This window comes from Priestia sp. FSL H7-0729 (assembly GCF_038005685.1).
In the GTDB taxonomy this organism is placed as follows: Bacteria; Bacillota; Bacilli; order Paenibacillales; family Paenibacillaceae; genus Paenibacillus.
The window spans coordinates 37,780-50,355 of record NZ_JBBOTQ010000003.1 but is presented as its reverse complement, the minus strand read 5'-3'; the positions used below and the strand labels follow the sequence as shown (position 1 = coordinate 50,355).

At 46.6% G+C, this 12,576-nt stretch carries 8 protein-coding genes; 6 read left to right on the top strand and 2 right to left on the bottom strand.

Features of this window, described 5'->3' with window-relative positions; translation table 11 throughout:
- Positions 1-79: 79 nt before the first annotated feature.
- The gene (locus tag MHH93_RS09295; RefSeq protein WP_500053811.1) at positions 80-1,294 is read right to left on the bottom strand and encodes an MGDG synthase family glycosyltransferase; all 1,215 of its coding nucleotides are present in this window, start codon (positions 1,292-1,294) and stop codon (positions 80-82) included.
- A 388-nt stretch (positions 1,295-1,682) separates the two neighbouring features.
- On the opposite strand from MHH93_RS09295, the gene MHH93_RS09290 reads away from it, so the two are divergent.
- The 4 genes from MHH93_RS09290 (at position 1,683) to MHH93_RS09275 (ending at position 10,410) form a co-directional block, all read left to right on the top strand.
- The gene (locus MHH93_RS09290; protein ID WP_340016048.1) at positions 1,683-2,264 is read left to right on the top strand and encodes a TetR/AcrR family transcriptional regulator; all 582 of its coding nucleotides are present in this window, start codon (positions 1,683-1,685) and stop codon (positions 2,262-2,264) included.
- A gap of 206 nt (positions 2,265-2,470) precedes the next feature.
- Complete coding sequence (locus MHH93_RS09285) at positions 2,471-4,753, top strand: YhgE/Pip family protein (RefSeq protein WP_500053810.1); 2,283 nt, start codon at positions 2,471-2,473, stop codon at positions 4,751-4,753.
- Positions 4,754-5,425: 672 nt separating this feature from the next.
- Positions 5,426-10,024 (top strand): glutamate synthase large subunit, encoded by a 4,599-nt coding sequence (gltB, locus tag MHH93_RS09280; RefSeq protein ID WP_500053809.1) that lies wholly within the window; start codon positions 5,426-5,428, stop codon positions 10,022-10,024.
- A gap of 230 nt (positions 10,025-10,254) precedes the next feature.
- Positions 10,255-10,410, top strand: coding sequence for a hypothetical protein (locus MHH93_RS09275; protein WP_500053808.1), 156 nt, complete (start codon positions 10,255-10,257; stop codon positions 10,408-10,410).
- A gap of 97 nt (positions 10,411-10,507) precedes the next feature.
- Here MHH93_RS09275 and MHH93_RS09270 read toward each other — a convergent pair whose 3' ends face one another.
- Positions 10,508-10,876 carry a helix-turn-helix domain-containing protein gene (locus MHH93_RS09270; protein WP_047841965.1) on the bottom strand — a complete coding sequence of 123 codons (369 nt, stop codon included), beginning with the start codon at positions 10,874-10,876 and terminating at the stop codon, positions 10,508-10,510.
- A gap of 424 nt (positions 10,877-11,300) precedes the next feature.
- Here MHH93_RS09270 and MHH93_RS09265 point away from each other — a divergent pair, with 424 nt between their 5' ends.
- On the top strand, positions 11,301-11,660 hold the full coding sequence (locus MHH93_RS09265; RefSeq protein ID WP_500053807.1) for a hypothetical protein: 360 nt from the start codon (positions 11,301-11,303) through the stop codon (positions 11,658-11,660).
- A 155-nt stretch (positions 11,661-11,815) separates the two neighbouring features.
- Complete coding sequence (locus MHH93_RS09260; RefSeq protein WP_500053806.1) at positions 11,816-12,574, top strand: tyrosine-protein phosphatase; 759 nt, start codon at positions 11,816-11,818, stop codon at positions 12,572-12,574.
- The last annotated feature ends 2 nt before the right edge of the window (positions 12,575-12,576 follow it).

Here is a 12,576-nt window from a genome sequence, read left to right as displayed (position 1 = left end):
ACCTTCTTTGTATATAAAGAGAACTTGTCTTGTCCTCTATAACACCTCGTGAGAGCTATTCTATAGGCCCATAGAGACGTCAGAATGGTATTCTGGTACCTGACAAGGACGTGGCAGCAATTCCGGCTGAGAAGCGTTCCAGGGAGGTTGTTGTGACTTCGGGTGTAGTTGGGAACAATAAGTCATGAACAGCTTGAGCACAGCACGTCGGATCATAGACCGAATGGTTACCTGAATTAAGGTCTACGTTCAGCGAACTTTCAGCTTGAGTAGATGTCTGATCACATAATTGTCTGAAACGTTTGGTGATTACGTCGGCAGAGTAAATGACCTCGCCGTATCCGGCTTGTACAAAGTATTCACAGTTCTCTTCCTCTTGGCCCGCCAGCGGTGGTATGAACAGCATGGGTAACCGTTTAGCCAACGCTTCGGTGCATGTCATGCCACCAGGCTTTGTGATCAGCACATCGGAGACATCCATCAGTTTGCTGACTTCACGTGTATATCCGAGAATACGAATATTAGGATGCTGGAAGCAAGGCATTTCTTTCATCTTAGCAATCATTTTTTCATTGCTTCCCAGACAGAATATCAATTGAACACGATCTGCCCAAGACGTGAGAGCTTTCATATGATCCTCATCAAAAGAAAGTCCCCATCCACCACCCATAAGTAAGGCGGTAGGCATGTTCTGAAGCCCCATCTCTTCCCGTAGCTTCACCTTGTCTTCTGCTTCCCAGAAGTCTGGATGCACAGGAATTCCTGTGATCTGAATGTGAGAGGGATCGACACCCCGGATCTCAAGCAATGCTTTGACCTGAGGGGTAGAGACCAGATATTTGTTTACTTCCGGATTAATCCATGTTCCATGCACATCATAATCCGTCACGACGGTATAGAGTGGAATATTCAGACCCTGGCGCTTGAGCCGGGAGATCACTGCATTTGGAAAAGGATGGGTACAGATCACCGCATCCGGTTTCAGCTGGGATACAACCTGCGCCGTCTGTGTATAGAAAATTCGGTGTAACGCCAGTTTGGTAAAGCCGTTTAATGATTTGTTGTACTGGGTACGGTACAACAGGCTGACCAGTTTGGGTTGAACCGACAATGTCTTTCGATATGCAGAAAAGATTAGCGGAGCTACCGTCGGGTTTAAAAATTTGCCTAGTTCAATGACACGACTGTGAACATGTGGACTGACTTTTTTGATGCCATGTGCCAGCGCATGAGCGGCCTGAGTGTGACCGGTACCGAATCCTTCCGATAATAAGAGCACTCTTGGTTTTCGCATGAGTTCACCTTTATTCATAAGTTTAAATTTAAGATTAAGATAGTTACCATTTATTCTAGCTATGGATTACATTACTACATGAATATGAATATACATTGAAGTGCAGAATCATGTTTCTTCTATGAATATTTACACCATATATCTTACAATGAGACAACTTAAACTTCATTATATACACGTATTATCTGAGTCATCTTACACTATAGACGACGACAGAAGGAGTTTCCACTGCATTTCGGTTAAAAAAAATTAACACAATTTTTAAACTGTTAGGGTTGCAATCTGTTTTCTAAGGTGGTAATGTATATTTTGACCGAATGACTGAATTGTATTTTTGGTCATTTATATAGGACGAATGAACATTGAATGAGATTAAAGGAGGGATCAGATGGCTCCGATTGACAGGAGACAGCAGGTTATTCATGCAGCAGCCCAGTCGTTTGCCATGTTTGGATACAAAGCAACCACGATGGATCAGGTCGCCAAAATTGCGAATGTTGGCAAAGGAACGATCTATACGTTTTTTACCAATAAGGAACAATTGTTTGATCAGATTTTGGTAGAAGTGATCCAGGAAATGAAGAACATTGCGCATCGTGAAGTACATCAGGAAAGTGCATTTTTCGATAATCTGTTTCGTGTACTGGATGCATTGTTGGAGTTTCGTCGTGATCACGATCTGCTTGTTAAGCTATCTCAGGAACTGAAGGACTTTGGTACACTGCAGGCCAAGGAAGGTTTGGACAAAGTGGAGAAAGTGATCTCCGATTTTCTGGCTCGGGAGCTTGAGAAAGCGAAAGAACATGGAGAGATTCGGGATTGTGATCCACAAGTTGTCGCTTTTATGATGATTCGCCTGTACATTGCGCTCACCTCAGACTGGAGCAAACAACATCAACCGCTGAGCAAAGAGGAAATTAAGACTTACTTTCGCCTTTTCTTAATGGAAGGAATTGCTGCTGTAACGTAATCCGAATTTATTCTACTATAATATAAGGGTTTTTACGCGTATCAAGCAGTGAGGCTTGTCGGAAGACAGGTTGTTTTTTTGCTCTAAAGTGACCGTTTGAGGAAAGTGGTCACTTCGTGTTTCAGTATGTTTTCTGGAACGTGACATTGTGTTTCATTATGGTTATTCCTGCTCACAGAGCAGAGAGATTAAGGGGAGAAAATGACATGAAATCTTTATCCGTGTTTTTCAAGGATGTGGGATCGGCCGTGAGAAACCCGAAGGTGTTGATCCCTGTTATTGCAATTATGTTTATACCGATCCTGTATAGTGGCATCTACCTGGCAGCTTATTGGGACCCGTATGGTCATGTGGATGAGATGCCGGTTGCCGTTGTCAATCTGGATAAAGGCGCTGAGCTGGAGGGGAAATCACTTCATGTAGGTAATGATCTGGTGGATGAGCTGAAGAAAAATGCAGATTTCAAATGGGACTTTGTCAGTGCTAGTCAAGCCAAAGAAGGCATGAGTAATGACAAATATTATATGCAAATTACGATTCCGGAGAACTTCTCATCTCAAGCAACAACGTTGCTCGATGACAAGCCGGCACCGGCTGACCTGATCTACGAACCGAATGGCAATTACAGCTTTGTCGGGGCACAGATCGGTAAGACCGCGATTAAGGATCTGAAAGCAAAAGTATCAGCCAAAGTAACAGAATCCTATGCAGAGACTTTGCTCGACAAGTTCTCCGAGGTAGCGGATGGCTTGGCTGAGGCAGGCGATGGAGCAGGTGAACTGAATACGGGCGCAGGCAAACTGGATGATGGTGCGGTGAAGCTCAAGGATAACCTGGCCAAGCTCGCATCCGGTACGCTTGAACTTCAAGAAGGACTTTCTCCATTAAGTGATGGCGTTAACGCGTTGCATACGGGCGCGACCAAGCTTGAAAGTGGAACAACGAATCTTGTGTCCGGTCTGCAACAGCTTCAGGCAGCGGCTTCAAGTCAGCTTCAGAGCGGAGCAGATCAGTTGAAGGATGGTAGCGCCAAGTTGGAAACTGGACTCCAGTCTTCACTGGATGGCACAAGCAAGTTGCAGGCTGGTCTGAAATCGTCAGAACAGGGCAGTGCGAAGCTGTCTGATGGTCTGCAAAGTGCCGTTCAGGGCAGCGGCACTTTGGCAACAGGATTGCAATCGGCCGTAGACGGCAGTGGCAAGGTAGCTGATGGTGCACAAGGCGTAGCTGCCGGATTGAAGCAGCTTGCTGCATCGAACCCGGAATTGGCTGAAAATGCGGATGTACAGAAACTGCTTGCCGCAAGCGAAGCGGTTGCCGATGGCAGTGCGCAATTGCATGACAGCGAACAGAAGCTGGCACAAGGTGCAGATCAACTTCATCAGGGCAACCAGCAGTTAGCTGCGGGTGCAGCTGAACTTCATGGAGGCCAGAAGCAACTTCTTGCTGGTGCGAACCAGCTGGTGGATGGTCAGAAGCAATTGCTTGCTGGTGCAGGGCAACTCAGTCAAGGGGGAGCACAGCTTTCCGATGGTCTGAAGCAGTTCAGTGGCAAACTGGGCGATGCTGCAAGTGGCGGTACATTGCTTGCAGATGGTGCCAAGCAGCTGGGTACAGGTACGACAGCGTTGCAAACGGGTGTAGGTAAACTCAGTGGTGGCGTTAGTTCCCTCACCGATGGTTCCAAGCAACTGGGTGATGGCGCGGGCAAACTGGCTGACGGTCTTACCGAGTTGAAAGATGGCTCAAGTGAACTGGCAACCAAGCTGAATGATGCTGCGCAGAAAACATCCGAAGTGAAGAAAACGGATGATGTGGTGAACATGTTCGCTGAACCGGTGAACTCCTCGGAGAACACAGCAGAGAACGTAAGCAATTATGGTACAGGTTTGACACCGTTCTTCCTGTCGATCGGTCTGTTTGTGGGATCGCTGATTTCCACGATTGTATTGAAAATGCGGGAAACGTCCGTACCTGGTGCAACAGGCTGGAATCGTTTTGTCAGCCGGACACTGGTATTTGGCTCCGTGAGTATTTTCCAATCGGTTATCGTGGCAAGCTTCATGTTATATGGTCTTGGACTGGAGACGCACAGTGTAGGGTTGTTCTATCTGTTTACCATTATTACAGGGCTGACCTTCATGTTGATCGTTCAGGCGCTTGTAACCTGGCTGGATCTGCCTGGACGTTACGTTGTCATTCTGCTGCTGGTCTTCCAACTTGCGGCTAGTGCAGGTACCTTCCCGGTAGAACTGATTCCTTCGTGGCTTCAGGCATTTAGCCCTTGGTTGCCAATGACACACAGCATTATGGGCTTCAAAGCCGTAGTATCCAGTGGTAATCTGGATGTGATGTGGCATCAGGCAGGAATTCTTAGTATCTATGCAGGTGCATCCATTCTGCTGACGCTTGCTTACTTCCTTTGGAAAGGCAGACGTCCGAAAAAAGAAGTCGAACAGGCTGATTCCGGTCAAGTGGTGACGGCATAAGTCGAACCTGATCTTCAGCAGGATCATATTTTTGAATAAAAACTTTATTTTCTTGTAGTGAAATTATGCAATATAGTAGTCAAATAGTGCAAATAGCCTGTAGCCCCAAAATAGGGTTGCAGGCTATTTTGTATACAAGTGCATAAAGAAGTGAAGATTCGCTGGCTTTAGCAGTGATAATTTGGTGGGATTATGGATAAACGTAGGCTGTATATGGAACGATTTTCTTCCGTCAGCAATTTAATTCAGTTGTACTCTGCCTTAAAAAGTGTATAATTATTCGAAAAAGAGATGAAATTAAACGTCACTGCTGTAAAGCTGTACTGCAAAACATTTCTTATCAGAGGTATTAAAAAGTTTAAATTGCGCGGATGTTAGGTCGGTGTTAAAATAATAGAACTATATCAAAAAAACGTCGCTCCATTTCAGTAGCCGTGCCAGCGGCTGCGTGTTGATTTATACATGCTGTTTGCCGGATCGTCCGGATCAGCTCATCTCATTTAATGGCTTCTGCCCAATAGCAGGCATTATTTTTGACAGTCTCATGCTGTCACCTCTTCTATCTAGCAGGCTCTATCGCAAGCGAAAGGCCAGCTCCTCCCGTTTCATTGTTGCCTGTTGCCTATGTTCTTGATCTTTCCGAAATACTTCATTATAGAAAGGTTGCGTTCCATGAGACACATCGGATTACCTCCAAAACAGGGTCTATATGACCCGCAGTTCGAAAAAGACGCATGCGGAATGGGTTTTGTTGCCAACATCAAAGGAGTGCCTTCACACGATATCGTTAGTCAGGCACTGACCATGCTCAGTAACATGGAACACCGTGGAGGACAGGGAAGTGAGCCGAACTCCGGTGACGGAGCAGGTATCCTGATTCAGATCCCACATCGTTATTTTGCACAGGAAGCGGAACGTCTTGGTTTTGCATTACCTGAACAGGGCTTCTATGGTGTAGGAATGTTGTTCATGTCCCAAGACCCTGCCATCCGTAGTGCGCACGAAGAGAGCCTCAAGAAGATTATTGAAGAAGAAGGACAGACGTTCCTTGGTTTCCGGGATGTTCCGACTTTTGATGAAATGCTTGGCCGTTCTGCACTTGCAGCGAAACCTTATGTACGTCAGGTGTTCATTGGAAGATCAGCAGAAGTGAAGGATGAGCTTGGATTCGAACGTAAACTGTATGTTATTCGCAGACGCGCTGAGCTGGCTATTCGATATTCGGCAGATGAAGCAGAAGGCGGTTCATTCTACCTGTCAAGCTTGTCTTGTCGCAAAATTGTTTACAAAGGCATGCTGACAACGGAACAGGTGGGAGAATTCTATCTGGATCTACAGCAAGATCTCGTGGAATCTGCGATTGCACTCGTGCATTCCCGTTTCAGTACGAACACCTTCCCAAGCTGGGAACGTGCCCACCCGTATCGCTTCATGATCCACAACGGTGAGATCAACACGATGCGTGGTAACGTGAACTGGATGCATGCACGCCAATCTTTGTTCGAGAGTGAATTGTTTGGTGACGACATCGCCAAAGTGAAACCGGTCATTAACCCGGATGGTTCCGATACAGCGATGTTCGATAACACGCTGGAGTTCCTGTATCTGAGCGGTCGTTCCTTGCCACACGTGGCGATGATGATGGTTCCTGAACCTTGGAGCACAGATGAGGGCATGGACCCTGCCAAAAAAGCATTTTATGAATATCACAGCACGATGATGGAGCCTTGGGATGGACCTGCAGCAATGGCTTTCACAGATGGTTTGCAAATTGGTGCAACACTTGACCGTAACGGATTGCGTCCAGCTCGTTATTATGTAACCAAAGATGACCGTATTATCCTCTCCTCAGAAGTTGGGGTACTTGATATCGCACCGGAAGAGATCCTGTACAAAGATCGTCTGCGTCCAGGTCGGATGTTGCTTGTGGATACACAACAAGGCCGCATCATTGCGGATGAGGAAGTAAAAGCAATCATTGCAGCCGAGAATCCGTATCAGGATTGGCTTGATGAGCATTTGATGGATCTGAGCGAGCTGCCGGAAGCACCGGAACTGCCTGATCCAAAACATGATAACGTAACCCAGCTTCAGCTGGCATATGGTTATACATTTGAAGAACTGCGCAAAATCCTGGAGCCTATGGCAACAACAGGTATGGAAGCTACCGGTTCGATGGGTTACGATGCACCACTGGCTGTCCTGTCGGATCGTCCACAGCGTCTGTACAACTACTTTAAACAGATGTTTGCGCAGGTAACCAACCCGCCAATCGATGCAATCCGTGAAGAGATTGTAACGTCTACGGCAACAACGATTGGTCCTGAGCGTAACTTGCTCAACCCTGAACCGGAGAGCTGTCGCCAGATTCGTCTGGATACACCGGTATTGTCCAATGAAGACTTTGCGAAGATTCGTCATGTGCGTCGCCCGGGCTTCCGCTCCATGACGATTCCGATCTTCTTCACCGCTGCGGAAGGAGCAGAAGGACTTCGCAAAGCAATGGATTTGCTCTTCGAAGCTGCGGACCGTGTCATCGACAAAGGTCATAACATTCTGATCCTGTCTGACCGCGGTGTGGACGCAGAGAATGCTGCGATTCCTGCATTGCTTGCAGTAGCAGGTCTGCATCACCATCTGATTCGTCAGGGAACCAGAACAAAAGTCAGCATTATGCTCGAATCCGCAGAGCCGCGTGATATTCACCACTACGCGTTGCTGCTGGGTTACGGTGTAAGTGCCGTGAATCCTTATCTGGCTTTTGAAACGCTGGATGACATGATTCAGCAAGGGTTGCTGCGTGGTATCTCGCATGAGAAAGCAGTGAAAAACTACATTAAAGCAGCTACCAAAGGCGTTACTAAAGTCTTGTCCAAAATGGGGATTTCTACGATTCAATCGTATCGTGGCGCTCAAATCTTCGAAGCGGTGGGTCTGAAATCAGACTTCGTTGACCGTTACTTTACCTGGACACCTTCCCGTATCGGTGGAATTGGGTTGGAAGAAGTGGCAGCCGAAGCGCTGACACATCATAACCGTGCCTTTACGGAAAAAGACGGTAACGACAAAGTATTGGATTCCGGTGGCGATTATCAATGGCGTAACGACGGAGAAGAGCATCTGTTCAATCCGCAAACCATTCATACGTTGCAACACGCAGTTCGTACCGGGGATTACAAGCTGTATAAAAAATATTCCAAACTTGTGCAAGGTGAGAATGATCAACTGTTGACCATTCGCTCCATGCTGAAACTGAAACCGGTTGGAGCTTCCATTCCACTTGAAGAAGTTGAATCCGTAGAAGATATCATGCGTCGTTTCAAAACGGGTGCAATGTCCTTCGGTTCGATTAGTAAAGAAGCGCATGAAGATCTTGCCATCGCAATGAACCGTGTTGGAGGTAAATCCAATACGGGTGAAGGTGGGGAAGATCCGGCTCGCTTCATTAAAGATAGTAACGGGGATTCCCGTCGCAGTGCGATCAAACAGGTCGCATCCGGACGTTTCGGTGTTACTTCGAACTACCTGGTTAATGCCGACGAGATTCAGATCAAAATGGCACAGGGAGCAAAACCGGGTGAAGGCGGACAACTGCCAGGACGCAAAGTATATCCTTGGGTTGCTGAAGTCCGGGGTTCAACACCAGGTGTAGGTCTGATCTCGCCACCGCCGCATCACGATATCTACTCGATCGAGGATCTGGCAGAGCTGATCTATGACTTGAAAAATGCCAATCCGCGTGCTGAGATCAACGTGAAGCTGGTATCGGAAGTGGGCGTGGGTACCATTGCGGCAGGTGTAGCCAAAGGACGTGCCGATATTATCCTCGTCAGCGGTTATGACGGTGGTACAGGTGCATCTCCGCAAGGTTCGATCCGACATGCGGGTATGCCGTGGGAACTGGGGCTTGCTGAGACACATCAAACGTTGATGCTGAACAATCTGCGTGATCGCGTCGTACTCGAAACAGATGGCAAAATGTTGAACGGCCGTGACTTGGTGATTGCAGCATTGCTTGGAGCTGAAGAGTATGGTTTCTCTACAGCACCACTCGTTGCACTTGGCTGTATCATGATGCGTGTTTGCCAAATGGATACCTGTCCGGTTGGTGTAGCAACACAGAATCCGGAGTTGCGTAAAAATTATATGGGTGATCCGGCTCATGTGGTTAACTTCATGCGATTTGTCGCAGAAGATGTGCGTGAGATCATGGCTGATCTTGGTTTCCGTACGATTCAGGAGATGGTCGGACGTACAGATTGCCTCGAAACGGTAGAAGCCGTAGATCACTGGAAGAAAAAAGGTGTGGATCTGTCTGTATTGCTGCACGTGCCTGAAATGCCGGAAGGCTCTGCACGTTACCGTACACAGCATCAGAACCACCAATTGGAAGAAACGCTGGATATGCAGCAATTGCTGCCACTGGCACAGTCTGCTATTGAATCCGGTCAACCGGTTGAAGCGGTGCTTCCAATTACGAACGTTAACCGTGCAGTAGGTACCATTCTGGGTAGTGAGATCACACGTAAATACGGACTCGCAGGATTGCCTGAAGATACAGTTAAATTCAAATTTGTCGGCTCTGCCGGACAAAGCTTTGGGGCCTTTGTACCTAAAGGCATGACCTTGACCGTTGAAGGGGATTCCAATGACTACGTAGGTAAAGGACTGTCCGGAGGTAAGCTGATCGTGATGCCTTCTCCGAAAGCAACGTTTGAGGCCGAAGATAACATCATTATCGGTAACACGGCTCTCTACGGCGCAACAAGTGGTGAAGCGTATATCCGTGGTATTGCGGGTGAGCGATTTGCTGTACGTAACTCCGGCGCCAAAGTCGTCGTTGAAGGTGTAGGCGACCATGGTTGTGAGTATATGACAGGTGGACGTGTCGTTGTACTGGGCGATACAGGTCGTAACTTTGCAGCAGGGATGTCCGGAGGTATTGCCTATGTGTATGATCCAGAAGGCACATTCTTGCAACGTTGTAATCTGGAAATGGTTCTTTTGGAGCGTATCGAAGATGTGTCCGAAAGTGCAGATCTGCGTGGCATGATTCAACGTCATGTTGCCAATACGGGAAGTGCTGTTGGTCAGCGTATTCTGGATAACTGGCAAGATGCAGTGAACCAGTTCGTTCGGGTTATTCCGAAAGACTTCAAGCGTATGACAGAGCAGATTGAACGCGTTCAGGCGACAGGCTTGACTGGAGAAGCAGCACTGCTTGCAGCGTTTGAAGCGAATATGCGTGAACTTGCACGTGCTGGGGGCTAATAACGTCCTTGTTCTAAGATGAAAGTGCATGAACAGGTTGTATGAAGAATAATAGGAGCTATATGGTTGCCATTTTGGCACCATATAGCTCCTATTTGGCTTTCGACAAAATTAGAACCCCTTCAAAAAACGTTATCGTCATGAGACGACAACATCACGGAACGTTCTCAAGTATAATAAGGCTAGTTTTGGAGGGCAGGGAAAGTATATAGATAAGAGAGGTTAGCGGAATGAATATGAAGCATCCAAACAGGGACGATCGTAGGCCGACAGGTAAACAAGTCGAAGCAACCCAGATAGACATCATGAAAGTTTTACTGCAATGCGGAATCGACCCGGAGCGTTGGAACCATTTCATATCCTCCGTCAACAACAAGCGTCCTTGACACAATAGATAACTATGGAATGGAGGGAATTAGGTCACAAAAAAAAGCCCAGAAGCCAGAGATAGCATCTCTCGGGAACTGGGTCCTTTTTTCGGGTTTAGTCCATGCTGCGTTCCATGCGGACAAATGCAATAAAACGACGTGCCTCTTCTTCCGTCAAGGACTTTCCATCAATCATCAGATCGAAGCGTTCCAACACTTCTTTGTCCGATAACTCCAATGTATCAACGAACTCCCGTACGTCTTCATCCATCACGACATCGCTTTGCTTCGTACGTCCTATAAGATAATCAATAGACACATCAAAGATGTCAGCAAGTCTTGTTAACACTTCGAAATCCGGTTTACGTCGGTTCTTCTCGTAGTGGGATAGAGCAGCTCTGGTAATATGAATGGAGCTCGCAAGTTCTTCTTGAGTAAGTCCCCGCTGTTCCCGTAATTCAGCAATGCGATTTCCGTAGCTCATAAGCTATTTCCCCCTGAACGACATCAAATATATATTGAAACAATCCTGAGCCAAGTTTTTGATCAGGGCAGCTTTCCTGCAAATGAGTAACCCCTCATGCGTTTCTTTTATTCCAATTCCATTTTGTAAATAGGTCTGTCTAAGGACATCTCATATTGTCGTAAATCAAAAGAACCATGTCCAAATACCGCTTGACATGATACGTATTGTATCGTAAATTGGACGTATGGAGTTACAAAATGTATCATTTGGAATATTTTAAGTATCTCCTTGTTGCCTGGACCATATACCTGTGAGAAGGAAGAAGATGCAGTCCATGTAGGCTAATCCATTCTAAAGGAATGAAACCATGTATTCAATAATTCAGGAATGGGCTGATATGAAATTAAATGTCCATATGTACATTCAGGAGTTTCATGGGAAAATGGTAGACCGCAAAAGACGCCCTGTTCTGTTACTTGGAATGGACACTCAAGCAATCACCTTCCTGAGCGACCTGAACTTGCCAGTATCATCAGAGATGCTGATTGGTTTAGATGTTGAAGATCATCATGTATGTGTAAGACTTCAAGCAAGGTTGCAATGGAAACAGCCCTTCGGAGAGCTCACAATGTATCATTCAAACTTGCATATTCAGCACGAACAGAAACTATATATAACTGGACAGTTAAACACAATGCTTACTGAAGTTCAGTTTCCCACGGTTTCCCGTTTTCAGTATGAAAAGGCAACAGAACAGAAGGCTCTGCAGGAACCCTATCATTACATTGATTTCACCATATAATTCCAAGTTGATTCTTAACATTTTCTGAACAAAACATGTACTTAACGCCATTTTACTATATTTCATAGCGTTATGCATTAGTTCTTTAACACCAAAAGCATTTGCGCAATGAATAAAGGGGCGAGGGGGCTCATACTATTTCAGGAAGTTTGGATATGGTTGAAATGCACTGCCACATATTATCCGGTCTGGATGATGGTCCTGTTCGAATGGAGCAGTCCGTTGCGATGGCTGAGAAGGCGGCAGCCTCTGGAATTACCTCCATTATTGCTACTCCGCATCACCTGAACGGGCAATACAACAATGAACCGATGGTGGTCAATCAAGCCGTGAATCTGCTTCATGCAGAACTTCGCAAACGTAACATTCGCTTGGAGATCCGTCCCGGACAGGAGATCAGGGTGCATGACAACCTGATTGGAGACTTATATGCAGGAAAGTGCTGCACACTCGCCGGAAGTCGTTACATGTTGCTGGAACTGCCCTTTGGTCATATTCCCTCACAGTTCCCCAGGATACTGCATGAATTACGAATAGCGGGAATTACCCCTATTATTGCTCATCCGGAACGCAATCGTATCATTTTGAAGAAGCCAAAGTTGTTGGCTGATTACTTGAGTCAGGGCGGACTATGTCAGCTCACTGCTCAATCTTTCACTGGGCTTTTCGGACGGAAAGTTCGGCAGTGGTGTTTTCATTTTTGTAAAGAAAACGGGTTTCATTTCATTTCATCAGATGCACATGATACGTGCAAAAGGACTTTTGCCATAAGTGAAGGAGAGCGGGTCATTGAGCGTCGTTTTGGAGCTGAAGCCGTGAAGAGGCTGGCTGAGAACGCGTCGCACATCCTATCGAATTCGTGTCTGGTCACTGAACGCTGGAAACCTCGCAAATGGCTACTGTCCATCTGGTAGTT

Bases quoted from the DNA above. Each gene is read 5' to 3' on its own strand.
- MHH93_RS09295 (WP_500053811.1), bottom strand. From the start codon at position 1,294: ATGCGAAAACCAAGAGTGCTCTTATTATCGGAAGGATTCGGTACCGGT.
- MHH93_RS09290 (WP_340016048.1), top strand. From the start codon at position 1,683: ATGGCTCCGATTGACAGGAGACAGCAGGTTATTCATGCAGCAGCCCAG.
- MHH93_RS09285 (WP_500053810.1), top strand. From the start codon at position 2,471: ATGAAATCTTTATCCGTGTTTTTCAAGGATGTGGGATCGGCCGTGAGA.
- gltB (WP_500053809.1), top strand. From the start codon at position 5,426: ATGAGACACATCGGATTACCTCCAAAACAGGGTCTATATGACCCGCAG.
- MHH93_RS09275 (WP_500053808.1), top strand. From the start codon at position 10,255: ATGAATATGAAGCATCCAAACAGGGACGATCGTAGGCCGACAGGTAAA.
- MHH93_RS09270 (WP_047841965.1), bottom strand. From the start codon at position 10,876: ATGAGCTACGGAAATCGCATTGCTGAATTACGGGAACAGCGGGGACTT.
- MHH93_RS09265 (WP_500053807.1), top strand. From the start codon at position 11,301: ATGGTAGACCGCAAAAGACGCCCTGTTCTGTTACTTGGAATGGACACT.
- MHH93_RS09260 (WP_500053806.1), top strand. From the start codon at position 11,816: ATGGTTGAAATGCACTGCCACATATTATCCGGTCTGGATGATGGTCCT.